This is a genomic window from Massilia putida (assembly GCF_001941825.1).
GTDB lineage: Bacteria > Pseudomonadota > Gammaproteobacteria > Burkholderiales > Burkholderiaceae_D > Telluria > Telluria putida.
Genome location: NZ_CP019038.1, coordinates 3217298 through 3243604 on the forward strand (window position 1 = coordinate 3217298; position 26307 = coordinate 3243604).

25 protein-coding genes and 1 pseudogene are annotated in these 26307 nt (G+C 65.6%); 11 read left to right on the forward strand and 15 right to left on the reverse strand.

The features are described 5' to 3' along the window. Position 1: 1 nt before the first annotated feature. From paaG to paaA, 6 genes are all read right to left on the reverse strand, one after another. Positions 2–793 carry a 2-(1,2-epoxy-1,2-dihydrophenyl)acetyl-CoA isomerase PaaG gene (paaG, locus tag BVG12_RS16500; protein WP_075793355.1) on the reverse strand — a complete coding sequence of 264 codons (792 nt, stop codon included), beginning with the start codon at positions 791–793 and terminating at the stop codon, positions 2–4. A gap of 117 nt (positions 794–910) precedes the next feature. Then, on the reverse strand, positions 911–1990 hold the full coding sequence (gene paaE / locus BVG12_RS16505; RefSeq protein WP_075793356.1) for a 1,2-phenylacetyl-CoA epoxidase subunit PaaE: 1080 nt from the start codon (positions 1988–1990) through the stop codon (positions 911–913). 7 nt (positions 1991–1997) lie between these two features. Then, positions 1998–2519, reverse strand: a complete 522-nt coding sequence (gene paaD, locus BVG12_RS16510; protein ID WP_075793357.1) for a 1,2-phenylacetyl-CoA epoxidase subunit PaaD — start codon at positions 2517–2519, stop codon at positions 1998–2000. Then, complete coding sequence (paaC, locus tag BVG12_RS16515) at positions 2519–3289, reverse strand: 1,2-phenylacetyl-CoA epoxidase subunit PaaC (protein WP_075793358.1); 771 nt, start codon at positions 3287–3289, stop codon at positions 2519–2521. The genes paaD and paaC overlap by 1 nt, the downstream gene beginning before the upstream one ends. A 7-nt stretch (positions 3290–3296) precedes the next feature. Beyond that, entirely contained in the window at positions 3297–3581 is a 285-nt protein-coding gene (gene paaB, locus BVG12_RS16520) for a 1,2-phenylacetyl-CoA epoxidase subunit PaaB (protein ID WP_036170214.1), read from the reverse strand. A 134-nt stretch (positions 3582–3715) separates the two neighbouring features. Continuing rightward, positions 3716–4705, reverse strand: a complete 990-nt coding sequence (gene paaA / locus BVG12_RS16525) for a 1,2-phenylacetyl-CoA epoxidase subunit PaaA (RefSeq protein WP_075793359.1) — start codon at positions 4703–4705, stop codon at positions 3716–3718. A gap of 103 nt (positions 4706–4808) precedes the next feature. Here paaA and paaX point away from each other — a divergent pair, with 103 nt between their 5' ends. After that, the gene (gene paaX / locus BVG12_RS16530; RefSeq protein ID WP_075793360.1) at positions 4809–5735 is read left to right on the forward strand and encodes a phenylacetic acid degradation operon negative regulatory protein PaaX; all 927 of its coding nucleotides are present in this window, start codon (positions 4809–4811) and stop codon (positions 5733–5735) included. 122 nt (positions 5736–5857) lie between these two features. Here paaX and BVG12_RS16535 read toward each other — a convergent pair whose 3' ends face one another. Next, on the reverse strand, positions 5858–6112 hold the full coding sequence (locus BVG12_RS16535) for a DUF2442 domain-containing protein (protein WP_075793361.1): 255 nt from the start codon (positions 6110–6112) through the stop codon (positions 5858–5860). Between the two features lie 139 nt (positions 6113–6251). On the opposite strand from BVG12_RS16535, the gene BVG12_RS16540 reads away from it, so the two are divergent. Then, entirely contained in the window at positions 6252–7388 is a 1137-nt protein-coding gene (locus BVG12_RS16540; protein ID WP_075793362.1) for a M14 family metallopeptidase, read from the forward strand. Between the two features lie 29 nt (positions 7389–7417). On the opposite strand, the gene nfsB is transcribed toward BVG12_RS16540, so the two are convergent. Beyond that, positions 7418–8071, reverse strand: coding sequence for an oxygen-insensitive NAD(P)H nitroreductase (gene nfsB / locus BVG12_RS16545; RefSeq protein ID WP_075793363.1), 654 nt, complete (start codon positions 8069–8071; stop codon positions 7418–7420). A gap of 77 nt (positions 8072–8148) precedes the next feature. After that, positions 8149–9501, reverse strand: coding sequence for a metalloprotease PmbA (gene pmbA, locus BVG12_RS16550; RefSeq protein ID WP_075793364.1), 1353 nt, complete (start codon positions 9499–9501; stop codon positions 8149–8151). A gap of 94 nt (positions 9502–9595) precedes the next feature. Between pmbA and yjgA the strand changes: the two genes are divergently transcribed. From yjgA to BVG12_RS16565, 3 genes are read left to right on the forward strand one after another with little or no spacing between them, the layout of a single operon-like run. Next, on the forward strand, positions 9596–10201 hold the full coding sequence (gene yjgA / locus BVG12_RS16555) for a ribosome biogenesis factor YjgA (protein WP_075793365.1): 606 nt from the start codon (positions 9596–9598) through the stop codon (positions 10199–10201). After that, positions 10185–10802 carry a molybdopterin adenylyltransferase gene (gene mog / locus BVG12_RS16560; protein ID WP_075793366.1) on the forward strand — a complete coding sequence of 206 codons (618 nt, stop codon included), beginning with the start codon at positions 10185–10187 and terminating at the stop codon, positions 10800–10802. Before yjgA ends, mog begins: the two co-directional genes overlap by 17 nt. Positions 10803–10821: 19 nt before the next feature. Next, a complete protein-coding gene (locus BVG12_RS16565) occupies positions 10822–11490 on the forward strand; it encodes an alpha/beta hydrolase (RefSeq protein ID WP_075793367.1) in 669 nt (222 codons plus the stop codon). Between the two features lie 59 nt (positions 11491–11549). Here the strand turns inward: BVG12_RS16565 and BVG12_RS16570 are convergent, their stop codons facing one another. Continuing rightward, positions 11550–12104 (reverse strand): carboxymuconolactone decarboxylase family protein, encoded by a 555-nt coding sequence (locus tag BVG12_RS16570; protein ID WP_075793368.1) that lies wholly within the window; start codon positions 12102–12104, stop codon positions 11550–11552. A gap of 91 nt (positions 12105–12195) precedes the next feature. Here BVG12_RS16570 and BVG12_RS16575 point away from each other — a divergent pair, with 91 nt between their 5' ends. Continuing rightward, entirely contained in the window at positions 12196–13530 is a 1335-nt protein-coding gene (locus tag BVG12_RS16575) for an aspartate aminotransferase family protein (protein ID WP_075793369.1), read from the forward strand. Between the two features lie 140 nt (positions 13531–13670). Here BVG12_RS16575 and BVG12_RS16580 read toward each other — a convergent pair whose 3' ends face one another. The 3 genes and pseudogenes from BVG12_RS16580 to BVG12_RS16590 form a co-directional block, all read right to left on the reverse strand. Then, entirely contained in the window at positions 13671–14522 is an 852-nt protein-coding gene (locus tag BVG12_RS16580) for a fumarylacetoacetate hydrolase family protein (RefSeq protein WP_075793370.1), read from the reverse strand. Then, positions 14491–15798 (reverse strand): MFS transporter, encoded by a 1308-nt coding sequence (locus BVG12_RS16585; RefSeq protein WP_075793371.1) that lies wholly within the window; start codon positions 15796–15798, stop codon positions 14491–14493. The genes BVG12_RS16580 and BVG12_RS16585 overlap by 32 nt, the downstream gene beginning before the upstream one ends. A gap of 16 nt (positions 15799–15814) precedes the next feature. After that, positions 15815–17220 (reverse strand): annotated as a pseudogene (locus tag BVG12_RS16590) (KamA family radical SAM protein). 285 nt (positions 17221–17505) lie between these two features. Here BVG12_RS16590 and BVG12_RS16595 point away from each other — a divergent pair. Both BVG12_RS16595 and BVG12_RS16600 read left to right on the forward strand, forming a co-directional pair. Beyond that, positions 17506–17961, forward strand: a complete 456-nt coding sequence (locus BVG12_RS16595) for a cache domain-containing protein (protein ID WP_075793372.1) — start codon at positions 17506–17508, stop codon at positions 17959–17961. A 31-nt stretch (positions 17962–17992) separates the two neighbouring features. Then, positions 17993–19678, forward strand: a complete 1686-nt coding sequence (locus BVG12_RS16600) for a methyl-accepting chemotaxis protein (protein WP_083685117.1) — start codon at positions 17993–17995, stop codon at positions 19676–19678. Positions 19679–19682: 4 nt separating this feature from the next. Here the strand turns inward: BVG12_RS16600 and BVG12_RS16605 are convergent, their stop codons facing one another. Beyond that, positions 19683–20252 carry a DNA-3-methyladenine glycosylase gene (locus BVG12_RS16605; protein ID WP_075793373.1) on the reverse strand — a complete coding sequence of 190 codons (570 nt, stop codon included), beginning with the start codon at positions 20250–20252 and terminating at the stop codon, positions 19683–19685. 158 nt (positions 20253–20410) lie between these two features. On the opposite strand from BVG12_RS16605, the gene BVG12_RS16610 reads away from it, so the two are divergent. Next, positions 20411–21283, forward strand: a complete 873-nt coding sequence (locus BVG12_RS16610) for an HDOD domain-containing protein (RefSeq protein ID WP_075793374.1) — start codon at positions 20411–20413, stop codon at positions 21281–21283. Between the two features lie 131 nt (positions 21284–21414). Next, on the forward strand, positions 21415–22593 hold the full coding sequence (locus BVG12_RS16615) for a tetratricopeptide repeat protein (RefSeq protein WP_075793375.1): 1179 nt from the start codon (positions 21415–21417) through the stop codon (positions 22591–22593). A gap of 72 nt (positions 22594–22665) precedes the next feature. On the opposite strand, the gene infA is transcribed toward BVG12_RS16615, so the two are convergent. Beyond that, a complete protein-coding gene (infA, locus tag BVG12_RS16620; RefSeq protein ID WP_075793376.1) occupies positions 22666–22929 on the reverse strand; it encodes a translation initiation factor IF-1 in 264 nt (87 codons plus the stop codon). Between the two features lie 405 nt (positions 22930–23334). Between infA and BVG12_RS16625 the strand changes: the two genes are divergently transcribed. After that, positions 23335–26304 carry an EAL domain-containing protein gene (locus BVG12_RS16625; RefSeq protein WP_075796406.1) on the forward strand — a complete coding sequence of 990 codons (2970 nt, stop codon included), beginning with the start codon at positions 23335–23337 and terminating at the stop codon, positions 26302–26304. Positions 26305–26307: the final 3 nt, after the last annotated feature.

Consider the following 26307-nt stretch of genomic DNA (forward strand, 5'->3'; position numbering starts at 1 on the left):
CTTATTCTCCCTTGAACTCGGGCTGGCGCTTGGCGACGAATGCGGCGACGCCTTCGCGGTAATCGTGGCTGTAGCCCAGTTCGCGCATCATGCCCGCTTCCAGGTGCAGCTGCTGTTCCAGCGTATTCGTCCAGCTTTCCAGCATGGCGCGCTTCGTGAACGCCAGGCCTTTCGTCGGCGCGGCGGCGAAGCGGCGGGCCATGGCCAGCGCCTCGTCCATCAGCGACTCATCGGGCACGCAGCGCCAGATCAGGCCCCATTCCTCGGCCTTTTCGGCCGGCAGCTTGTCGCCCAGCAGCGCGAGGCCCATCGCGCGGGCCGGACCGATCAGGCGCGGCAGTACCCACGTGCCGCCCGTGTCCGGGATCAGGCCCAGCTTGCAGAACGCTTCGATGAAGCTGGCCGACTTCGCGGCCAGCACGATGTCGCACGCGAGCGCCAGGTTGGCGCCAGCGCCCGCGGCCACGCCGTTGACGGCGCAGATCACGGGCAGCGGCAGACTGCGCAAGGTCAGCACGAGCGGTGCATAGAGTTTTTCGACGGATTCGCCCAGGTCGACGCCCGGCGCGCCCGGCTCGACGGCGCGGTCGTTCAAGTCCTGGCCGGCGCAGAAACCGCGGCCGGCGCCCGTCAGCAGCAGCACGCGCACGCTCTTGTCGTCTTCCACGCGCTTGAGCGCATCGCGCACTTCGAGGTGCATCGCCTGCGTGAAGCTGTTCAGGCGCTCGGGGCGGTTCAACGTCAGCGTGGCGATGCCCGAGTCGATGGTGAATTGGATGGTCTCGTAGGTCATGGGTGTCTCCTTTAACCTCGTCATTCCCGCGGAAGCGGGACTCCATACGACGTCCGCGTTCATGTTCAGCATGGACTCCCGCCTGCGCGGGAATGACGGTTTCTGTTTTGTCGGCGTTTACTCAATCACGTCGAAATCGACGACGACCTTGTCCGTCACCGGAAAACTCTGGCAGCTCAGCACGAAGCCGCGCGCGACTTCGTAGTCTTCCAGCGCATAGTTGACGTCCATGTCCACCTGCCCCTCGCGCACCTTGCAGCGGCACGTCGAGCACACGCCACCCTTGCAGGAGTAACGCATGTCGAGGCCCGCGCGCAGGCCGGCGTCGAGGATCGATTCCTTGTCGCGGTCCATCGTGAAGCTGGCGTGGTTGCCGTCCATGACCACGGTGACTTCGGTCAAGTGATGCGCTTCGTCCGCGGTCTGGCGGCGCGGCTTGCGCGGTGCCTGCGCGGCGCCGGCGGCGAACAGCTCGATGCGGATGCGCTCTTTCGGCATACCCGCTTCCTGCAACGCGGCGGACACGCCGTGCATCATGTCTTCCGGGCCGCAGATGAACGCGTAGTCGACGTCTTCCACGCGCAACCAGTGCCGGAACAGCTGGCGGCATTTGTCCTGCGTGATGCGGCCGTTGAACAGCTCGATGTCCTGCTGCTCGCGGCTCATCACGTAGACGAGGTTCAGGCGCTCCAGGTACTGGTCCTTCAGCTCGGCCAGCTCGTCGCGGAAGATCACGGACGACGATGCGCGGTTCCCGCACAACACGGTGAAGCGGCTGTGCGGCTCGGCGATCAGGGTCGTCTTGACGATCGAGAGGATCGGCGTGATGCCGCTGCCGGCGGCGAACGCCAGGTAGTGGCGCCGGCTGTCGGGTTCGAGCGGCAGGTTGAAGCGGCCTTCCGGCGGCATCACGTCGAGCGTGACACCAGGGCGAATACATTCGTTGGCCCAGGTCGAGAACAGGCCGCCCTGCACGCGCTTGATGGCCACGCGCAGGCGATCGTCCTGCACGGCCGAGCAGATGGAGTAGGAGCGGCGCACGTCCTCGCCGTCGATCATCGCGCGCAAGGTCAGGTGCTGGCCCTGGCGGTACTGGAAGGCCTCGCGCATCTCGGGCGGCACGTCGAAGGTGACGGCGATGGCGTCGCGCGTCTCGTGCTTCACGTTCGCCACGGTCAATGGGTAGAACTTGCTCATGTGGGCCTCAATGGCATTTAAAGTAGTCGAACGGCTCGCGGCAATCGAGGCACTGGTACAGCGCCTTGCACGGGGTCGAGCCGAACTGGCTGGTCAGGCGCGTGTGCGTCGAGCCGCAGTGCGGACAGGCCACAATGGGCTGCAGGATCGCGTGGCGCTTCACGCCGTGCGCCAGCCCGCTGATGTCGATCACCTGCTGCACCGGCGGCGCGATGCCGTAGCCCTTCAACGCCGCCTTGCCGGCGTCGCTCATCCAGTCCGTCGTCCATGCCGGCGACAGACGGGTGACGATGCGCAGCTTGTCCACGCCGCGCGCGCGCAGGGCTTTTTCGATGTCTTCCGCGATGACTTCCATGGCCGGGCAGCCGGAATACGTCGGCGTGATCGTGACGACGCACTCGCCGTCGTCCCTCACGTCCACGGCGCGCACGATGCCCAGGTCGACGACGGAGATCACGGGGATCTCCGGGTCCGGGACCTCGCCCAGCCAGGCCCGCACCTGGTCGGCCGTGACGGGCGACGCGGTCATCACCACGTCACGCCCGGATAGGCGCGCTGCAGGAACTGCATCTCGGCCAGGATGTAGCCGAGGCGTTCCGTGTGGCGGCCCTGCTTGCCGCCGCGCTGGACGTAGGCCTCAAGCGGCGGCATCGCCAACGTCGCTTCTTCGAGCACCTCGGCGACGTGGCCCAGGAAGGCGGCGCGCAGCGGCTCGGCGGCCGGTGCGACGCCCTGCTCGACCATCGCCAGGTCGACGTCGTCGTAGATGAACATCTCGCCGGCATACGTCCACAACTCGTCGAGCGCGTCCTGCATCTTGCGGTGGCTGACGTCCGTGCCGTCGCCCAGGCGCACGACGAGGTCGCCGCTGCGGCGCAGGTGGTACGTCACTTCCTTGACCGATTTTTCCGCGATCTCGGCGATGCGGCGGTCGCTGGAGGCCAGCAGGCCGCGCATCAGGAAGTAGTGCCACGTATCGAACAGGAACTGGCGCGTCAATGTCTGCGCATAGTCGCCGTTCGGCTGCTCGACGAGCAGGCAGTTGCGGAAATCGCGGGCATCGCGCAGGTAGGCGAGGCGGTCCTCGTCGCGGCCGTGGCCTTCGATTTCGCCGGCATACGTCAGCCACAGGCGCGTCTGGCCCAGCAGGTCGAGGGCGACGTTGGTCAGCGCCATGTCCTCTTCCAGCGCCGGGCCCTTGCCGCACAGCTGCGACAGTTGCTGCGACAGGATCAGCGCGTTGTCGCCCTGGCGCAGGAGATACTCGAACTTGAACTGAGCGAACTTGTTGGCATCCACGGCAGGCTCACAGATTCTTGACTTCTTCCGGCATCGGGAAGAAGGTCGGGTGGCGGTAGACCTTGCTGTTCGACGGTTCGAACAGCGCGTCCTTGTCGGCCGGGCTGGACGCGACGATGTCGGCGGCTTTCACGACCCAGATCGACACGCCTTCGTTGCGGCGCGTGTAGACGTCGCGCGCGTTGTTGATCGCCATCTCCGCATCCGGCGCGTGCAGGCTGCCCACGTGCTTATGGGCCAGGCCGTGCTGGCTGCGGATGAAGACTTCCCACAGGGGCCATTCTTTGCTCATTGTTGTCTCCAGTAGAACGCCGTCGTTCCCGGCACTGCCGGAAACGACTTCCCGTGGAAGCGGGAACCCATGCCGAGGCGATTCCAGACGCCCGGTATGGATTCCCGCGTGCGCGGGAATGACGTCGTCAATTCTTATGCTGCTGCCTTTTTGGCGGCCTGCTTGTCGGCATGCGCCACCAACGCCTCGCGGAACCACGCCCCGTCGTCGTACGCCTTCACGCGCGTACGCAGGCGGTCCTTGTTACACGGCCCGTTGCCTTTGAGGACGTTATAAAACTCCTCCCAGTCGATCTCGCCGAAGTCGTAATGCCCGCGTTCCTCGTTCCATTTGAGGTCGGGATCGGGAATGGTCAGGCCGAGGAATTCGGCCTGGGGCACGGTCTGGTCGACCATGCGCTGGCGCAGTTCGTCGTTCGAGAACAGCTTGATGCGCCACTGCGTCGATTGCGCGCTGTTGACGGATTCCGCGTCGGACGGGCCGAACATCATCAAGGAAGGCCACCACCAGCGGTTGAGGGCATCCTGCGCCATCGCCTTTTGCTCGGGCGAACCCTGGGCCAGCTTCATCATGATGTCGTAGCCCTGGCGTGCGTGGAACGACTCTTCCTTGCACACGCGGATCATCGCGCGGGCATACGGGCCGTACGAGCAGCGGCACAGCGGGATCTGGTTGATGATGGCCGAGCCGTCCACCAGCCAGCCGATGGCGCCGATGTCGGCCCAGGTCAAGGTCGGGTAGTTGAAGATGCTCGAGTACTTGGCCTTGCCCGAGTGCAGGGCGGCCAGCAATTCGTCGCGCGACACGCCCAGCGTCTCCGCGGCGCTGTACAGGTACAGGCCGTGGCCGGCCTCGTCCTGGATCTTGGCCAGCAGGATGGATTTGCGCTTCAACGTCGGCGCGCGCGTCACCCAGTTACCTTCCGGCAGCTGGCCGACGATCTCGGAATGGGCGTGTTGGGAAATCTGGCGGATCAGCGTCTTGCGATACGCCTCGGGCATCCAGTCCTTCGCTTCGATCTTGACGCCGGCGTCGATGCGGGCCTGGAACGCCTGCTCTTCCTCGCTCATGTCGGCGCGGGTCTGGACCTGTTTCAGGCCGGTTTCCACCATCTGGGCATACATGGTCAGTCTCCGTTTGTTATCTGCTTCGATCCATAATACGATACAAGAATCGCGATGTATAGCGAAATTTTGAATCATATCGAGACCGGGTAAAATCGCCGTCATGACCGAACCCAGCAGCCATCAGTGGATCGCCCACTTCCTCGACACCGATCCGCCGCGTTCCAAATCGCTCGTGATGACGATCTTCGGCGACGCCATCGCCCCGCACGGCGGCCGCCTGTGGCTGGGCAGCCTGATCGAGCTGGTGGCGCCGCTCGGCGCGACGGACCGGCTCGTGCGCACGAGCGTGTTCCGCCTCGTCCAGGAAGGCTGGCTGGTCGCGAACCGCGAGGGCCGGCGCAGCAGCTATGCCCTGCAGCCCGACGCCGAGCCCCGCTTCGCGCGCGCCAACCGCCGCATCTACGCGCCGCCGGGCGTCGACTGGAATGGCCGCTGGACCCTGGTGCTGGCGCCCAACGGCAGCATCGACAGCTCGCTCCGCGCGGCCGTGCGCAAGGAACTCGAATGGGAAGGTTTTGCGATGCTCGCGTCCGGCCTGCTGGCGCATCCCGCGGCCGATCCGGACGGCGTGGCCGAGGTGCTGCACCGCGTGGACGGCGCCGGCAAAGTCTTCGTGTGCGCCGCGACGGAACTGCCGGGCGTCGAAGCGCGGCCGCTGGCGGAACTGGTGCGCGAAGGCTGGGATTTGTCGGGCGTCGTGGCGGGCTACCGCCGCTTCATCGACGCGTTCACGCCGCTGCTCGACCTGCTGCGCGCGGAGCCGGCACCGGAGCCGCGGCAAGCGTTCATCGTGCGCACCTTGCTGATCCACGCCTACCGCCGCGTCCAGCTGCACGATCCGATGCTGCCGCTGGCCTTGCTGCCGCAGCCGTGGCCCGGGTCGGAAGCGTATGCGCTGGCGCAAGCGATCTACCGCCTCGTGTGGGAACCGGCCGAACGTCACCTGATGGACGTGTTGCGGCGCGAAGATGCGGATGCGCCGGAGGCGGATACCGGACTCTATGAGCGGTTCGGTGGGCTACGCTGACCGCAACGCAAGACAACGTCATTTCCGCGCAGGCGGGAATCCATACGTCGCGTGAACCGTGGCTCAGCATGGGCGGGAAGAGCCCGGAGGGCTGTTCGCGCCTGCGCGGGAACGACGGCAACTCAACAATCCAACGCAAACTGCGCCGCCGCCATCGGATGGCGGATCCGGTCCAGCGCCAGTTCCAGGTCGAGTCCCGGCCAGTACAGGCATTCGCCACCCGGGTGTTCGATGCGGCACAGCTGCGCCACGGTGGCGTGCTCGAACCAGGGGAACAGTGCGAACGGCACATACAGTTCTTCGTCGCGCCAGCGCAGCCAGAAGCCGCGCCGGTCGATGCTCGTGATTTCCGGCCGCGCGACACGGATGTCCATCATGCTCTGCTCCTCGATGAGGCCAAGCAAGAACAGTAGCAAAAGCACCGGCACCCTCTTTTGCGCGTAAGCAGAGCATCCGGTTCCGCCCGACAAAGCGGTATCATGCTCGCCTCACACCCAACAACAACAGGACACATCCATGTCTATCAAGATCAGCAGCCAGTTCGACGCTGGCGCCATCGAGGTCGTGAACGCCACGAGCGCGAACGCCATCGACCTGAACATCCGCAAGGATTCGCACGCCGACATCACCCAGTGGTTTTATTTCCGCCTGCAGGGCGCGCAGGCGCAGCCGTGCACGATCCGCCTGCTCAACGCGGGCCGGTCCGCGTATCCGAAAGGCTGGGAAGACTACAACGCGATGGCCAGCTACGACCGCGTCAACTGGTTCCGCGTACCGTCCCGCTTCGACGGCCAGGTGCTCACGATCGAGCACACGCCGGCCATGGACAGCGTCTACTACGCCTATTTCGAACCCTATTCGTGGGAACGCCACCTGGAGTTGCTCGACCGCGCCCAGATGTCCGAACACGTGCGCATACTGGACCTCGGCTCGACGGTCGAGGGCCGCGACCTGAACCTGCTCGTCATCGGCGAGGAAGGCGCGGGCAAGAAGAAGGTGTGGGTCATCGCGCGCCAGCACCCGGGCGAGACGATGGCCGAGTGGTTCGTCGAAGGCATGCTCGACGCCCTGCTCGACCCGGCCCACCCGTTCGGCCGCCAGCTGCTCAAGGAGACCGTGTTCTACGTCGTGCCGAACATGAACCCGGACGGTTCCGTCCGTGGCAACCTGCGCACGAACGCGGCCGGCGCCAACCTGAACCGCGAGTGGCTGAACCCGTCGATGGAACGCAGCCCGGAAGTCTTCCTGGTCCGCAAGAAGATGGAAGAGACCGGCGTCGACCTGTGCCTCGACGTGCATGGCGACGAGGGCCTGCCCTACGTCTTCATCGCCGGCAGCGACGCCCTGCCGACCTTTACCGCCGAGCAGGCCGCGGCACAGAAAGCGTTCTCGGACGCCTTCATGATCGCCAGCCCCGACTTCCAGGACGTCCACGGCTATCCGAAGGAGCCCTACACGGACGAGGTGCTGACGATGGGTTCGCCCTACGTCACGCACGCATTCGGCTGCCTGTCGCTGACCCTGGAATTGCCGTTCAAGGACAATGCCAACGATCCGGATCCGCAGGTCGGCTGGGACGGCGCCCGCAGCGCGCGCCTGGGCGCCGCCGTGCTGCAGCCGGTGCTGCAGGCGATCCGCCGGCTGCAGAAATAAAAAACGGGGCGCAGGCCCCGTTTCAGCGCTTACAGGAAGGTGAACACCTGTTCCTGCGTCAGGCGCGATTTCGGCAGCGCGGCATTGAAATCGCTGTCGGCGTGGTAGCCGAAGGCCAGCAGGACGAGGCTGGACAAGCCCTGTTCGTGCAGGCCCAGTTCCGCGTCCAGCGCGGCCGGGTCGAGGCCTTCCATCGGCGTCGTGTCCACGCCCAGCACGCTGGCGGCCAGCATGGCGTTGCCGAGGGCGATATAGGCCTGCTTCTCGAACCACTGCGGCAAGTCCTTCAGTGTGTAGCGGTGCAGGTTGACGTAGCCCAGGCGGCCCTTGGCCTGGCCGGCCTTGGCGGCATCGTCCTTGAAGCGGCCGTCGCGCTGCTCCTGCTCGAGCAGGCGCTCCAGGTGGCCGCCTTCGACGTCGACGCGCGTGCAGAACAGGATCACGTGCGACGCGTTGAGGATCTTCGCCTCGTTGTAGCTGTACGGCCCCTGCACGCCCTTGGCCAGGCGCGCCTTGGCTTCCGGCGTGCTGGCGACGATGAAGTGCCAGGGTTGCGAGTTCACCGACGACGGGCTGTTGCGCAGCACTTCATAGATCTGCTGCATCGTCTCTTCGGGGACGCGACGCGTCGGGTCGTAGGCCTTGGTGGTGTAGCGTTGCTTGGCGGCGGCGAGAATGTCCATCGGGTTCCTTTCAAAAATGCGTATCTGCACATTATTGCAGGAACCCGGATTTCGCGTGCGCGACCGGAAACCACGGGTCAGCTGCCGGCGACGACCATCTTCTCGATGAGGATGGAGCCGGTCGACTTGTTCCCGCGCGTCAGCACGTCGTTGCCGACGCCGACGATGGCCTGGAACATGTCCTTCATGTTGCCCGCGATGGTGATTTCTTCCACCGGGTACTGGATGACGCCGTTCTCGACCCAGTAGCCGGACGCGCCGCGCGAGTAATCGCCCGTGACGTAGTTCGTGCCCTGCCCCATCAGTTCCGTGACGAGCAGGCCGGTGCCCATCTTGCGCAGCATGCCTTCGAAGTCGTCGGCGATCTTCGTGTCCTTGGAGACGATTTCCAGGTTGTGCGAGCCGCCCGCGTTGCCCGTCGTCTGCATGCCCAGCTTGCGGGCCGAATAAGACGACAGGAAGTATCCCTGCAGCACGCCGTCGCTGACGACCTTGCGGCGCTGGGTGCGCACGCCCTCTTCGTCGAACGGGGCCGAGCCGACGCCGCCGATCAGGTGCGGGTCTTCGACGATCTGGATGTGGGACGGGAAGATGCTCTGGCCGAGCGAATCGAGCAGGAAGCTTGATTTACGATACAGGGCGCCGCCCGAGGTTGCCTGGACGAAAGCACCCAGCAGGCCGGCGGCCAGCGGCGCCTCGAACAGCACGGGGCAGGTGCGCGTGTCGAGCTTGCGCGCGTTCAGGCGCGCGAGGGCGCGCTCGGCGGCGTAGCGGCCGATCTTTTCCGGATCGCCCAGTTTCTTGGGATCGCGCGCCGACGAATACCAGTCGTCGCGCTGCATATTGGCGCCCTTGCCGGCGATCGGGGCGACCGACAGCGTGTGGCGCGAGAACGGGTAGCCGGCGCAGAAGCCGAGCGAGTTGGCCGCCACGAAGTGCGACTGTTGCACATAGACGCTGGCGCCCTCGCTGTTCGTGACGCGCTTGTCGACGGCGAACGCGGCGGCCTCGCAGCGCTGGGCGATGGCCACGGCGTCCTCGGCGCTGATGTCCCACGGGTAGCACAGGCGCAGGTCGCGCGGATTCGTTTCCAGCAGATCGGCGTCGGGCAGGCCGGCGGCCGGGTCCTCGGCGGTGAAGCGGGCGATGTTGTACGCCGCCTCGACGGTGGCGCGCAGCGAGTCGCGCGAAAAATCGGACGTGTTGGCATGGCCGCGGCGCTTACCGCAGTAGACGGTCACGCCGATGCCCTTGTCCTTGTTCTGCTCGATGGTTTCGACCTGGCCCTTGCGGACCGTCACCGCCAGCCCGCTACCCTCGCTGATCTCGACCGACGCATCGCTGGCGCCCGTTTCTTTTGCAATGGCAAGCACGTCCTGTGCAAGCTGCTTGAGCTGATCCTGGGTATGGGTGAAGACGGTGTCGGTCATGTGCGTTTTTCGTAGCGAGCCCTAAAACAGTTATCATAGCAGCCGTTTACTGTTTTTACCGGCCGGGCGTGCGCCCTGTCGAATCTAGATCATCATGCCAAATGCCAACCGCGGCTCCGTCGGCTTCCGCTCCGACGAGTTCGACCAGGAATACGAGCGCCCATCCAAGTCCGAACTCAAGCGCCAGAGTAACGAGTTGCAGAAGCTCGGCGAACAGCTCATCGAGGCGCCGCGCGACCGCGTCAAGCGCGTCCCGATGCCGGACGAAGTCCGCGACGCCATCCTCATGTGCCAGACCATCACCAACCACGAAGGCCGGCGCCGCCAGCTGCAGTTCGTCGGCAAGTTGATGCGCTCCCTCGACGAGGAAGAGGTCGCCGTCATCCAGCGCACCATCGAAAGCTGGAAGGGCACCTCGAAGGCCGAGGCGGCCGCCCTGCACGCGCTGGAACGCCGCCGCGACAAGCTGCTGGCCGACGACAAGGCCCTCACCCAGTTGCTGGAAGAGCACCCGCACCTCGACGTACAGCACCTGCGCACCCTGATCCGCAATGCGCGCAAGGAGCAGGCCGAGAACAAGCCGCCGAAGGCCTACCGCGAAATCTTCCAGATCCTGAAGGACCTGGCCAAGGCGCCGAAAGCCGCGGCGGACGATGAAGCCGCCGAGGACGAGGACGAAGACGATGAGCCTGGACAATAAGGTCGAGGAGCTCGTCGTCGGCCTGGTGTCGGTCTCGGACCGCGCCAGCGGCGGCGTCTACGAAGACAAGGGCATTCCCGCGCTGCGCGACTGGCTGGAATCCGCCCTGGTGACGCCCTTCCGCGTCGAGACGCGCCTGATCCCGGACGACCGCGCCAGCATCGAGCAGACGCTCATCGACTTGGTCGACACGGCCCGCTGCCACCTCGTGCTGACGACGGGCGGCACCGGTCCCGCGCGGCGCGACGTCACGCCGGAAGCGACCCTCGCCGTGGGCACGAAGGAGATGCCGGGCTTCGGCGAGCAGATGCGCCAGATCAGCCTGCACTTCGTGCCGACCGCGATCCTGTCGCGCCAGACGGCCGTGATCCGCGAGACCGCCGACCACGCCGCGCTGATCATGAACCTGCCGGGCCAGCCGAAATCGATCAAGGAAACGCTGGAAGGCCTCAAGGATGCGGACGGCAAGACCGTCGTGGGCGGCATCTTCGCGGCCGTCCCGTATTGCATCGACCTGATTGGCGGCCCCTACGCCGACACCGCCCCGGAGATCTGCAAGACCTGGCGCCCGAAATCGGCGCAGCGTCCTGCCGCATCCTGATCACATACAAGGACACCGCATGAGCGAACTGCTCGAACACATCCAGATCGAGACCAACGACAACCCGGAAATCGCCATCATCTGGATGCATGGCCTGGGCGCGGACGGCAACGACTTCGTGCCGATGGTGCGCGAACTGGACCTGGCCGGCCTGCCCGGCATCCGCTTCATCTTCCCGCATGCGAAGACGATGCCCGTCACCGTCAACAACGGCTACGTGATGCGCGCCTGGTACGACATCACGGGCGCGGAACTGACGCGGCGCGAGGACGAAGGCGGCCTGCGCGCCTCGCAGAAGGACATCGAAGCCTTCATCGAGCGCGAGAAGGCACGCGGTATTCCCGCTTCGCGCATCATCCTGGCCGGCTTCTCGCAAGGCTGCGCGATGACCATCCAGACGGGCTTGCGCCATCCGGAACGGCTGGCCGGTTTGCTGTGCCTCTCGGGCTATGTGCCGCTGTCCGCCAAACTGGCGACCGAACGCACGGAAGCCAGTCAATCCACGCCGATCTTCATGGCGCACGGCCGCTACGACAACGTCGTGCCGTTCAACCGCGCCGAAGCGTCGCGCGACCTGCTCGTCTCGCTCGGCTACCAGCTCGAATGGCATGAATACGCCATGCAACATACGCTGTGCCTCGAGGAAGTCGAGCACATGTCGGCGTGGCTCAAGAAGGTGCTCAGCTGACGCGCGCTCGCGCATGAAAGAACGGCGGCCAGGTGCCGCCGTTTTGTTTTGGTGGCCGGCTAGTCCGGCAACGGGTCCGCACTCGACGGCGGCGCTGCCGTGCGCGCCGTGTTCATCACCATCGCGAGGAATGTGTAGTAGCCGTTCACGCCCATCAGGTCGACGACGCCCTGCTCGCCGAACAGCGCCAGCGCGTCGTCGTAGACGCGGTCCGACACGCGCTTGTGGCGGTGCAGTTCGAGGCAGAAGTCATACACGACCGCTTCGTCGACGAGCAGCGCGGCCGGCCGCTCGCGCCGCGCGATGGCGGCAATGACGTCCGGCGGAACGCCCACCTGCTGCGCGATGGGCGCGTGGATCGCCCACTCGACCTGCTGGTCCCACTCGCGCGCGGTGACCAGGATCGCCAGCTCGGACAAGCGCACGCCGATGGCGCTGCGATAGCGCAGGTATTCGCCCAGCCGCTGCGCATACTGCATCAGCTCGGGACTGCGCAGCAGCGGCACGAATGGCCCGTACAGCGCGCCGCGCGGGCCATTGATGATCTCCTGGGCGGCGGCGCGCTGGGCGTCGGTCCAGTCTTCCGGCGGAATCGGGCGGAGGCGGTCGGTCATGAGGAAAATATTCGCATGCCTTGAGGCAAAAATCAAAAGAATCCCGACGATTCCCGCTTATTGTCAACCGTCAACTTTTTAGGGAGCGTTCATGACTCACATCCTGCACCGCAGCCTGCGTCAGACGCCGCCGATCGCGGTCGGCGGCGCGGGCGTCTACCTGTACGACAGCATTGGGCGCAGCTATCTCGACGCCAGCGGCGGCGCGGCCGTGTCGTCGCTCGGACATGGCCATCCGGACGTCATCGCGGCCATGCACCGCCAGATCGACCGCTGCGCCTATGCCCACACGGCCTTCTTCACGACCGAGGTGGCGGAAGAACTGGCCGACCGGCTCGTGGCGAACGCACCGAGCGGGGTCGAGGGCGTGTACCTCGTGTCGGGCGGGTCGGAAGCGATGGAGACGGCGCTGAAGTTGGCGCGCCAGTACTTTGTCGAAGGCGGGGAACATCGACGCTCGCTCTTCATCGCGCGCCGTCAGAGCTACCACGGGAACACGCTGGGCGCGCTGGCCGTGGGCGGCAACGAATGGCGCCGCCAGCCGTTCGCGCCCCTGCTGATCGACGTCGAACGGGTGTCGGCCTGCTACGAATACCGCGGCCGGACCGAAGACCAGACCGTCGACCAGTACACGGCGATGCTGCTGGACGAACTGGAAGCGGCGATCCTGCAGGCCGGTCCGGAACACGTGATCGCGTTCTGCGCCGAACCCGTCGTGGGCGCGACGGGCGGCGCGATCCCGCCCACGCCCGGCTACTTCCGCGGCGTGCGCGCGCTGTGCGACAAGTACGGCATCCTGTTCATCGCCGACGAAGTGATGTGCGGGATGGGCCGCACCGGCACCATGTACGCGATCGAGCAGGACGGCGTCGTGCCCGACCTGATCGCCGTGGCCAAGGGCCTGGGCGCGGGCTACCAGCCGATCGGGGCGGTGCTCGTGAACGGCACCATCGTCGAGCGCCTGCGCGCCGGCAGCGGCGTGTTCCTGCACGGGCATACCTACATCGGGCATCCGGTGGCGGCGGCGGCGGCCCTCGCCGTCCAGCAGGTGATCGAGCGCGACGACCTGCTGACGCAAGTCCGCCTGCGCGGCGCCCAATTGCGTGCGATGCTGGACGAGGAATTCGAAGACCATCCGCACGTGGGCGACATCCGCGGCCGCGGGCTGTTCCTCGCGCTGGAACTGGTGCGCGAGCGGGACAGCAAGACACCGTTCGCGCCGGAACTGAAGCTGCATGCGGCCATCAAGGCGTGCGCAATGGAGAACGGGTTGCTGGTGTATCCGATGGGCGGCACGATCGACGGCCGCCAGGGCGATCACGTACTGCTGGCGCCGCCGTACGTCGTCACGCAGGGGGACCTGGGCGAGATCGTGGGGCGCTTGAAGGAATCGATCGAAGGGGCGTTGAAGCGGGTGGCAATCTAGCCGTCGTTCCCGCGGAAGCGGGAATCCATACTGAATCACCGAAGTCGGGTACCCCTCAATCGTCGCGACGGCACCGACTTATGGAATCCTGTTGCTCGGCATGGGTCCCCGCCTGCGCGGGGACGCGCTTATCAGGCGTGTCAGGCTTTCGGATACGCGAGCACTTCCTGCTGCTGCTCGCCCAACCCCGCAATCCCGAGACGCAGCTTGTCGCCCTTCTTGAGGAAGCGCTGCGGGCTGCGGCCCAGGCCCACGCCCGGCGGCGTGCCCGTGGTGATGATGTCACCCGGCTCCAGGGTCATGAAGCGCGACAGGTAGCTGACGATTTGCGCGACCGTGAAAATCATCTTCGAGGTGTTCCCCGTCTGCACGCGCTTGCCGTTCAGTTCCAGGTACAGATCGAGGTCCTGCACGTCGAAGATCTCGTCCTTCGTCACGAGGAACGGGCCGACGGGGCCGAACGTGTCGCAGCCTTTGCCCTTGTCCCATTGCGAGCCCAGTTCGAACTGGTAGGCGCGCTCGGAGACGTCGTTGACGACGCAGTAGCCGGCCACATATTTCAGCGCGTCCTTCTCGTCCACGTACTGCGCGCGGGTGCCGATGACGACGCCCAGCTCGACTTCCCAGTCGGTCTTTTTCGAGCCTTTCGGCAGCTGGATCGGATCGTCCGGGCCGTTCAGGCACGACGTCGCCTTCATGAACATGATCGGTTCCTTCGGGATCAAAGCGCCCACTTCGGCCGCGTGGTCGGAGTAATTCATGCCGATCCCGATGAATTTGCCGACGCCCTTGACCGGCACGCCGAGTCGCGGATTGCCGCGCACGAGCGGCAGCGTTTTCCAGTCGACCTTCGCGAGCTTGCGCAGCGCCTTTTCCGACAGCACCGACGCATCGACGTCCTCGATCACGCCGGACAGGTCGCGCAGGCGGCCTTCCTCGTCGAACAGGCCCGGTTTTTCCTTACCGGGGCGTCCGTAACGAACCAATCTCATATTCTTCCTTCTGGGTGAGCAAAACGATGTCGCATTTTACTTGACGGCGCTGAAGGCAGTGATGGACATAGCCGAGCAGGCCAGGCAGCTGCAGTGCCACCAGCACGCCGAACGCGACGCGGTAGGCCACCGCCGGGAAGTGGCTGGCGGCGTCGGGATGCCACAGGCCGACGATCAGGCCGAAACCGGCCTGCACGAGGAAGGCGCCGATGAAGATCAGGAGATTCAGGCACGTGGCCGCGCGCCCCGTCAGTGCGCGCGGCAGCCTCTGGGCCACGATCGCGTATTCGATGCCGGTGATCGTTCCCACGAGCGTGAACAGCACCGACAGCAGCTGCAGGCTGGGACGCCAGTTGCACACGATCGCCACCTGCACGAGGATGAAGAGCAGCACGCCGACGGCGGCTACGTCCAGCGCCTCGATGCCGCGCCGCCCGGCCCATTCCGTGATCATGCCGACGGCGATGGCGCCGAAGATCACCGACGCCATCCCCATGTACAGCAGGTAGGCGACGGCGGCGTCCGGGAAGCGGGCCACGTCCGACAGCCAGCGTCCGATCCACAGGCCCTGGATGCCGAAGAAGATCGCATGCGGCACGAGCACCAGCGAGATCGTCGTGCGGAACGCGTGCGCGCGGTACACGTCGAGCACCGAGCGCACGGTCGGCATCGCCCCGCCGGGCGCCTTCGACCGCGGCGTGACGAGCCAGATCAGCAGACCGCTGGAGGCGGTCAATGCGGCCAGCAGCATGAACAGGCCGCGCCAGTCCGTGTGCTGCAACAGCATCCGCACCGGCATCGTCGCCGAGGCAGCGCCCAGACCGCCCACGGCGATCAGATAGCCCTGCACGGATGGCAGGCGCTTGGGCGAGATCCACGTGGAGATCGCCTTCACCGCCGACATGAAACAGCCGCCCAGGCCACAGCCGATGACGGCGCGCGCCAGCACCAGCTGGCCGAACGAGCGACCCGTGGCGAACAGCAGCGCGCCGAATGCCGCCAGCATCAACAGCACCAGCTGCACCTTGCGCGGACCGTAGCGGTCGAGCGCGATCCCGACCGGCAGCTGGACGAGGGCAAACGCGAAAAAGAACGCGCTGGTGAGCAGGCCGAGCTGGCCCGGCGTCAGCGCGAGCGCGCCGACCAGATGCGGTGCCAGCACGGCGTTCACGTTGCGCAGCAGCGAGGACAAATAATGTCCCAGCGCGAACGGCAGGAACACGTAGAAAAACACTGCCACGCCGTTCAGCGGCGACTGATTCTGGTCGGTTTCCATGCACACCTCCTGCGGCTCAAGCCGCGTCGGGTTGACTGTCGCTGGCGCGCTGGTCCTGGGTGCGCGCCGGCTGGATCGGAATCACGCGCCCAACCGCCGGGAAGGCATCTTGATCGTCTTCACCGCCCTCGAAGAAAAACTTCTTGCGGCCGAACGCCGGTTTCAAGTGATCGAGCCAGGTGGCGTCCGGGTCGTATTTCGCGAAGAACGGCCGGCGCACCCAGTCCGGATTGCGCGCCTGCAGGAACTGCAGCGCGAACAGCTTTTCGCCGTTGATGGTGACCACGCCGTCGATCACGACCTTGCCCGGGAACGCGCTCATCGACGGTCCGCGCACGGTGCGCGACAGGCCCGACACCATGCTGTACGCGGCCTGGAAGATCTCGTGCGCGCGCCCCAGCGGCAGCCCGAAGTACTCGCGCGGCCCCGTGTCCCGCTCCACGAACATGTAGTACGGGATCGCCCCCAGGCGCACGCCCGTCGTCCACAGTTCGGCCCAGCTGTTCGGGTCTTCGTTGATGTGGCGGATCAGCGGGCCCTGCATGCGCAAGGTGGCGCCGGTGCCGACGATGCGCTTGACGGCCTGCTGGGCGATAGGCTGGCGCAGCTCGACGGCATGGTTGTAATGCCCCATCAGCGCGAGGTTCTTGCCGGCCTTGACGACTCGTTCGAACAGGCGCATCAGATCGTCGCTGTCCTTGTCCGACACGTAGCGCTGCGGCCAGTACGCGACCGACTTGGTGCCGATGCGGATGTTCTGGATATGCGCCAGCTCGGGCGCCAGCAGCGGTTCGATGAACTCGGCCAGCGAGCGCGTATTCATGATCATCGGATCGCCGCCCGTGATCAACACGTCCGTCACGTCCGGATGCGAGGCCAGGTAGGACACCAGCTCCGTGCTTTCGCGCGCATCGAACTTCATATCTTCCATGCCGACGAATTGCGGCCAGCGGAAGCAGAACGTGCAATAGGCGTGGCAGGTCTGGCCCGCGCTGGGGAAGAACAGCACGGTTTCCTTGTACTTGTGCTGCAGCCCCTTGAGCGGCGCGTCGTTCACGCGCGGCACGTTGTGCGTCATCTGGCCGGCCGGGTGCGGGTTCATGCGCATGCGGATGGCGTGCACGAGCTTCGCGACCGCCGCGTCGTCCTTCTTGTAGAGCACCAGATCGCGCAACTGCTCGTATTCCCTGCTCGGGAGCATGTCGCGGTGGGGAAACGTCAGGCGGTAGATGGGATCGTCGGGGATGTTGTTCCAGTCGATCAGCTGTTCCATCACGATTCGTTCGTGCGGAACGGCAGGACATGGGAGACCACCTGCACCGCTTCCTGCAGGTCGGGGCTCAGCCATCGCCATTGGCGTGCATTCTGGATCGACTGGCGGGTATAGGGCTTGAACTTGGCGGGCGTCGCGTCGAGGGTCACGGGAGTTCTCCTGAGGAAGTGGTTGATGGCAGCAAAAGGTGACGCATGGAAATAATTGCCGACAGGAACCGATGGTAGGGAGACGACACCGTGTCTGAGTTGCCACTAGTCAAGTTCCAATTCCATTTCTCACTGATTTCCACATGCACTGCGAAAGATCAGCGTTGCCGTTGCGGCAGGATGCCACTTGCGTTAGCACAACAGCCCGGGGAAGTCCGCGGCGTACAGTAGGAAATGCAAATAGGCAACATTCAGACCTATCCTCATCCCCCGAAAGGACATCCTATGAAACTGACCGCAACCGTAGTCGCTACCGCCCTGACCCTGTCCTGCGCCGGCGCACTGGCGTCGGAACCGTCCGAGAAGGATGCGATCGCCATGGCAGAGCGCGGCGCCGCCATGGTCAAGGCTAAGGGCAAGGAAGAAGTCATGAAGCGCATCACGGCCAAGGATCCGGAGTTCGTCCAGGGCTCGCTGTACATCGACATGCGCGACGTCAAGACCGGCATCGTACTGGCCCATCCGTACAACCCGTCGATCGTCGGCAAGGACCTGACGGACGTCCCCGATGCCAACGGCAAGAAATACCGCCGCGAGATCATCGAGCTGGCCGCGGCCAAGGGCAAGGGCTGGGTCGACTATCAGTACAAGAATCCGACCACCGGCAAGATCGAACCGAAGACGACGTACATCCTGCTCGTCGACGGCGTCGTGCTGGAGGCAGGACTCTACAAGAAATAACAGTCTCGAACGCGTCGAGCGGGAGCGAAACATGCTGAAAAAACTTCGGATCGGTCCCAAGCTGCTGCTGGCCCCCGGCATGGTGCTGGTGCTGCTGTTGATGTTGTCCGGTGCCGCGTGGTACGGGATGGTGCGCCAGAACGCGTCGCTGGAAAACATCGTGCAGGTCCGCGCCGCGCGCCTGAAAAGCGTGGCCGACGTGGCGGGCGAAGCCAAGTACGTCCACGCCAACGCCTACCAGCTGCTGGCCTGGATCAACGGCAGTTTCGCCAAGAACCGACTCGACGCCCTCATCGCCGACATCGGCAAACGCCACGCCGCCGTGCAGGCGCAATTGCAGGAACTCGCGCGCGCGACCGACGGCGCCGAACGCAAGCCCGTCGACGCATCGCTGGCGGCACTGGCGGCCTACCGCAAGGCCGTGCAGGACACGATCGAGATGGCGCAGGTCGACCAGTCGATCGCCACCAACTCGATGCAGAAGGCGGAAAAGGAATTCATGGTGCTGAACCAGCAGTTGGCCCAGCTGGCCACGCTGGAAAAGACGCTCAGCGAACAGGCGTATGCCGCCGCGCGCACGGAGTTCCACAACCTGGGCACGTGGATGGCCATGTTGGTGATGCTGTCGATCGCCGTCTCGCTGGCCGTGACGATGTTCGTGCGCCGCGCCATGCTGCGCGACATCGGCGCCATCTCGGCCGTCGTGGGCGAGCTGGCCGAAGGCCGCCTGTGCGCCAGCGCCCATAACGACGGCCGCGACGAAATCGCCGACACGGCGCGCGCGCTCGACCAGACCATCTCCAACCTGAACAAGACCCTGCGCAGCGTGCTCGATTCGGTGCGTTCGATCGACACGGCGTCGAAAGAAATCGCCAGCGGCAACCTGGACCTGTCGACGCGCACGGAGCTGCAGGCCGGCTCCCTGCAGCAGACGGCGAGCGCGATGGAGACGCTGACCCAGGCCGTCAAAGGCAATGCCGACAACGCCCGCCTGGCGACGGCACTCGCGGCCGAGGCGGCCCGGCTGGCGACCGGCGGCGGCCAGGCCGTCGACCGCGCCGTGGCCACGATGGAATCGATCCGCGCCAGCTCGCGCAAGATCGTCGAGATCACCGGCGTCATCGACGGCATCTCGTTCCAGACCAATCTGCTGGCGCTGAACGCCGCCGTCGAAGCGGCACGCGCCGGCGAGCAGGGCCGCGGCTTCGCCGTCGTGGCCAGCGAAGTGCGCACGCTGGCCCAGCGCTCGGCGTCGGCCGCCAAAGAGATCAAGGCGCTCATCGCCGATTCCGTGGCGATCATCGACAACGGCAGCGCGGCCGTGGGCGAGGCCGGGTCCAGCATGGGCAGCGTGGTCGCGTCGGTGCAGCAGGTGAACGACATCATCAACCGCATCAGCGCCGCCAGCACCGAGCAGGCCGACGGCATCGCCGAAGTCAATCGCGCGGTCGGGCAGATGGACGATATGACGCAGCAGAACGCCGCCCTCGTCGAACAGGCCGCGGCGGCGGCGGCCAGCCTGCACGAGCAGACCGTCAACCTGGCGCGCGCGGTGTCGATCTTCCGCATCGAGGATGGGCAGGACGACGCGGCGCCGGCCGCCATCGAACGACGCGCCCCGGACAGCCCGATGCGCGGCCGGCCGGCGCTCGCACACCGGCCGGTTCAGGATGACCGGGAAACGCCCCGGCCGCGCCGCGCGGCCAAGGGCCGCTGAACGTTCAGCGGAACGGCTTGCTGACCCAGCGCGAGCCGGCCAGGCCGAAGCGCCAGGGTACGTCGACGGCTTTCGAAATGCCGATGCGCGGCCCGCTGACCACGTCGATGCCGCTCGGTGCGGGCGCCAGCTCGAACGGCGGCGCCGCCAGCGATTGCCCGTTCAGGGCGCGCGTCACACCCAGCGCCTGGCACAGTTTGCCGGGTCCGGAACACAGCAGCCAGTGATCGCGCGTGCCGCGCCGCTCGCACATAGTGTCCAGCCCCGTCACGGGTTCGAGCGCGCGGATCAGGACCCCGGCACCATGCCCCTCTTCCCGGCAAACGAAATTCAGACACCAGTGGATGCCGTAGGAGCGGTAGACATAAGCGTGGGCCGGCGGCCCGAACATCGCGAAATTACGGTCGGTCGGGCCGGAATAGCTGTGCGAGGCGGGATCTTCGCCGTCATAGGCTTCCGTCTCGACGATGCGGCCGCCGACGCCGTCGACGAGCACCGTAACGCCGATCAGCTGGCGCGCGACCAGATGCGAAGGCGCGTAAAAATCGATGCCGGCAAGAATGGTTGAAGACATGGAGCAATTCTATATTGTTAAGATTTGACAGGTCGCACTGTCTGTTTTGCTACACAAGGGCAATACTTTGCTGCAACTTCTACGGCACTGGTTTATAGTGACAAACTTCGCGCGTATTTCCGTGCAGCATCACCCAGCACCGTTTTTCCCGTCCAGTCATGAGTACAGCAGCTGTCCTGGCGCGTCCGAGCGCCGCCGCCGAGGATCCCGTCGACGCCCTGATCAAGTCGATCCGGATCCCGCCCCGTCCCAGCCTGCTTGCTGATCTGCAACGGGAACTTGCGTCCCCGGATCCGAGCCCGGCCGTGATTGGCCGCATCGTCGCCAGCGACGTCGGGATGTCGGGCGCCCTGCTGAAGCTCGCCAACTCGTCCATCTTCGGCGGGCGGCGCAAGGCCAAGTCGATCGAGCAGGCGATCTTGTTCCTCGGCATTAACCAGGTCGCGGCCCTGATGACGGGCCTGCTCGCACGCCAGGCGATCCCGGCGAACAGCGCCGCGCTCGCCAATTTCTGGGAAGTGTCGAGCCGGCGCGCGGAGGCGATGGTCTTCCTGTCGCGCCGCCTGCGCATCGGCGAGACGGACGTGGCGCACACCTTCGGCCTGTTCTGCGACACCGGCGTGCCGCTGCTGATGGACCGCTTCGCCGACTACGAAAGCACCTATGCTTGCGCGTCGCTCGAATCGGAACGGCCGTTCACGGCGCTGGAAAACGAGCGCCACAACACGAGCCACACGACCATCGGCACGCTGCTGGCGCGCAACTGGGGACTCTCGGAAGATGTCGCCTGGTCCATCCTGCACCACCACGATTACGCGGTCCTGGACGACGCCGACACGGCACCGACGGTGCGCTCGCTCGTGGCGCTGTCGCTGCTGGCGGAAAGCGCGATCTGCAAATATCAGGGCGATGCCGAATCGCTCGAATGGAACAAGGGCGGTGCCCGCGCGTTGGCCTATCTCGGCCTCTCGCACGAGGAAACGGCCGAGCTGCTCGACGAACTGCACGAAGCCTTCCACGCCGACCAGTAGCGCGTCTTTAGGGCACCTCGAGGACCGTCGCGAGAGCGGATTGTCGAGGTGTTCTTTACTTCCGCCCCGGACCGGCAGATACTTCAAGTCATAAGACTGATAATCGACGAATCGCCGGCCGAGGAGGAGACATGAACCGCCTGGCGTCCCTATTGATCGTATTGCCCCTGCTGCTGGCCGGCTGCGCCAGCACCCCGCAACATCCTGCCCCGCCACCACTGTTCGCCGACGCGTCCTTCAAGCCGCCGTCGGAACCCATCGGCGCGCAAAACCTGTTCACGCTGAGTCCCGCGATGCAGGCCTATATCCACAGTCCCGCCTTCGAAGCGCATCTGCGCAGCAAGGGCCTGGAGCAGGGCCTGATCGACGCGCTGTACAGCAAGACCGACCTGAAGCTCGAATACGATTCCAGCCGCACCCGCACGGCCGCCGAGACGTATGCGGCGCGCGCCGGCAACTGCCTGTCGCTCGTCGTCATGACGGCGGCTTTCGCGCGCGAACTCGGCATGACGGTGCACTTCCGCAGCGTGATGGCGGACGAGACGTGGAGCCGCGACGGCGGCATCTATCTCGTGTCGTCCCACGTCAACATCGCCCTCGGCCACCGCCGGCCCAACGGCCTGCTGTACGACGAGACGTCCGAGCACGAACTCGTCGTCGACTTCCTGCCCCCGCCGGACGCGAGCCGCCTGCGCAGCCGCCAACTGGAAGAAGACGACATCGTCGCGCTGTACCTCAACAACCGCGCCGCCGAATCGCTCGTGCAGGGCAACGTCGACGACGCCTACTGGTGGGCGCGCGCCGCCGTGGCGACCAATCCGCCGAACGCCATCGCCTACAATACGCTGGGCGTGATCTACCAGCGCCACGGCGATCTCGTCATGGCCGAACGGGCATTGCGCACGGCGCTCGAACGCGAGCCGGAAAGCATCGTCGTGATGCAGAATCTCGGCCCCTTGCTGGCGGCGACGGGCCGTCCGGCCGAAGCGGCCGAGATGGCGCGGCGCGTGGCCGCCGTCGAACCGGTCCCGCCGTTCCAGTACTTCGACAAGGGCATGGTCGCCCTCAAGGCCGGCGATTACGACGCCGCGCGCAAGCTGTTCGAACGCGAGGTCAAGCGTGCGCCCTACTACGACGAGTTCCACTTCTGGCTCGCGGTGACGCTGCTGCGCCTTGGTCAAGCAAAGGAAGCCCGCGAAGAGCTCACGCAGGCCATCGACACCAGCACGAAGTCGGACAACCGCCAGTTGTACTCGGCCAAGCTGGCACACCTGCGGCGCCAGAGCGCGAACAGCGTCCAGTTGTACTGAGAACGTAAAACGGCCGCGCCACCGTGTCGGGATGACACGGTGGCGCGGCCGTCGTTGTTCGATCCGGGTCGATCAGCGGCGGCGCTGGCGCGCGGCCGACGGCGCGGGCACGCCGCGGGTTTCGAGATGGCGGAACACGATCCGGCCCTTGTTCAGGTCATACGGCGACATCTCCAGCGTGACGCGGTCGCCCGCGATGATGCGAATGTGGTTTTTCTTCATCCTGCCGGACGTGTACGCGACCAGTTGGTGGCCGTTCTCGAGGTCCACGCGGAAACGCATTTCCGGCAGCACTTCGGTGACCTTGCCGTTCATTTCGATCAGCTCTTCTTTCATGGTTTTCCTTTCGATGTGATCCCTCCCGGCATCGGCACGCGCCCTCGATGCCAAAACGGCCATCGCAGCGTCATCCTCGGGACGCTGGTCACGCATTGCCTGCTAAGGGTCGGGAAAAAATGCGGCGCCAGCTCGTACCGTGGCGCCGTGGGGGGATGGATCCGATATGAGGACGTTGTCGCGAAAAAAAAGGCCGGCCGCCATTCGCAATAATGTTGCTGCACGGTCATAGTTTGAAATGTTTCCCAATATCCATGTTAAGCTTGCCATAAAAAAAGATCAGGCCAATCGATGCGCCACGATCGACATCAGACAGACAACCGCCGCGCGGCCAGGGCCGGCACCGGCACGCAGCCCATGCACAGCGTGCGGGAGGGAAAATCAATGGGCTTGATGGATTCCATCATGCCGGGAAGTGTCATGCGCCGCCGGCTCGTGCTGGTTGTCGCGTTGCTCGTGTACGCGTTGCAGGCCGATGCCAGGACCCTGCACGTCGTTACCGACAACAACTATCCCCCTTTTCTATTTCTGGACAAGAACGGGCGCCCCGAGGGTTATGTCGTCGACCTCTGGCACCTGTGGGAACAAAAAACGGGCGTCCATGTCGACCTCCAGCCCATGCAGTGGAGTAACGCGCTCCAGACGATGCACGACCGCCGGGCCGACGTGATCGACATGATTTTCCGCACGCCGGCGCGCGAGCCGCTCTACGATTTCTCCCAGCCGTACGACGCGCAGACGGTCGGCATCTATGTCGACACGTCGATTTCCGGCATCCACGACGTCCAGTCGATGAACGGCTTCCTGGTCGGCGTGGAGCGCGGCGATGCCTGCGCCGAACAGTTGGCCAGGCAGGGCATCACGAACCAGGTCACCTACCCGGGCTACGTCGCCATCCTGGATGCCGTCCGGGCCGGCGACATCAAGATCTTTTGCATGGACGACCGTCCGGCGAACTACTATCTCTATCTCTACCGCGACCAGAAAAAGTTCGCCAAGGCCTTCACGCTGTATCTGGGGCAGTTTCGCTGGGCCGTCGCCAAGGGCGACAAGGCGACGTTCGATCTCGTCGAGCAAGGCATGGCGCGCATCACGCCGGCGGAGCGCGAGGCGCTGCGGAGCAAGTGGTTCACCCAGCCGATACAGTTCCGGCCCTACCTGCGCATCCTCGCGTCCGTGATCCTCGGCGCGCTGGCGGCGCTGGCCGCCACCTTGTTGTGGATCCGGTTCCTGCGGCGCGCCGTCCAAGCGCGCACCGCCGAGATCCAGCACAAGAACGCGCAACTGGAGCGGACCGCCCGCGCGCTCATGGTCGAGCAAGCCCAGCTTCGCACGCTGGTCGAAAACAGCCCGGATGCCATGGCGCTGAAAGACAGGAACAACGTCTACGTCCACTGCAATGCCGGTGCCCATGCCTTGCTCGGCCTGCCGGGCGACAGGATCATCGGGCGCACTGCCGACGAGCTGTTCGTGGACAAGGCGTTTGCCGCGTTCATCAAGGAAAGCGACGAGCATGTCCTGCGCACGGGCCAGCCGCACAGGTACGAGCAAGCGATCGCTGCGCCGGACGGCATCCTGCGCGACCTGGAAGTGATCAAGGTGCCGATCCGGGCGGACGACGGCGAGACCGAGGGTGTCCTTGCCGTCGTCCGCGACATCACCGAGCGCCGCCGCGCCGAACGCGAACTGCGCGTCGCCTCGGTCGCCTTCGAAAGCCAGGACGGCATGCTGATCACCGATGCCCAGGGCAACATCGAACGCGTCAACGCCGCTTTCACCCGCATCAGCGGCTACGCCGCCCTTGACGCGATCGGCCAGAGTCCGCGGCTGCTGCGCTCCGGGTTGCACGAGGACGATTTTTACGAGGCCATGTGGTCGACGCTGACGACGACCGGGTACTGGACCGGCGAGGTGGTCAACCGGCACCGCGACGGCGGTCTGTACACGGCGCGGCTCTCGATCACGGCGGTACCGGACCCGCAGGGCCGGACGATCCACTATGTCGGCAACCTGCAGGACATCACGGCGGAAAAACAGGCCCATGCCCTTGCCGAGCGCCTCAAGCTGTTCGATCACCTGACCGACCTGCCGAACCGCGTCCTGCTCGCCGACCACATCGACCGTGCCATGGCCGGTGCCGGCAACGCCCAGGAGTTCGGCGCCGTCATGATGGTGAACCTCGACCACTTCCAGAAGCTGAACGATTCCCTTGGCCATGCCGTGGGCGACCAGTTGCTCGTGGAAGTGGCACGGCGCATCCGTTCGCTCAAGCGCGAGGACGATACGCTGGGCCGGTTCAGCGGCGACAGCTTCGTGCTGCTGGCCGAACGCCTGGGCACGGACCGGAATGCGGCGGCGGCCCGCGCGCTGCTCACCGCCGACGCGATCCGGGCGGCGATCGCCGAACCGATGATGCTCGACGGCCACCGGCTGGCCTGCACCGGCTCGCTCGGCGTCACGTTGTTCCGCGACGGCGCCGACAGCCCCGATGCCTTGCTGTGCCAGGCCGAGCTGGCCCTGTACAAGAGCAAACAGAGCGGACGCAATACGGTGCGCGTCTTCGAGGACGAAATGCAAGCGGAGCTCGACGGCCGCAACTGGCTCGAGAAAGCGCTGCGCGACGCCATCCGCGACGAGGCGCTGACGCTGCACTACCAGGTCCAGGTCGATGCCCGGGAACGTCCGATCGGCGCCGAGGCGCTGCTGCGCTGGACGCACTCCGAACGCGGCGCCATCCCGCCCGCCGCGTTCATTCCGCTGGCCGAGGAAACCGGACTGATCGAACCGATCGGACGCTGGGTGCTCGCCACGGCCTGCCGCCAACTCGCCGCGTGGACGCGCGACGACGCCATGGGCGGCCTGACCCTTGCCGTGAACATCAGTGCGCGCCAGTTCGAGTCCGACAGCTTCGTCGACGACATCCTGGCCGAAGTCAGGCGGTCGGGGGCGCCCGTGGACAAGCTGAAGCTCGAGGTCACGGAAAGCCTGGCGTTCGGCGACCTCGAATCGTCGATCCGCAAGCTGCACATCCTCCGGACCAACGGCTTCAGCATCTCGCTCGACGACTTCGGCACCGGCAATTCCTCGCTCAACTACCTGACGAAGCTGCCGCTCACGCAGCTCAAGATCGACAAGTCGTTCGTCGACGAACTGCCGGCGAGCCACCGGGATGCCATGGTGGCCCACACGATCATCGCCATGGGGCGGGGCCTCGGACTGGACGTGATCGCCGAAGGCGTGGAGACGGCCGCGCAGCGCGATTTTCTCGTCGCGCACGGATGCCATTCCTTCCAGGGCTACCTGTTCGGCAGGCCGCTGCCGGTGCGCGAATTCGAGGTGCAGGTGCTGGCCGCGCTGGTTGCGGCGGAGACGTAGCGT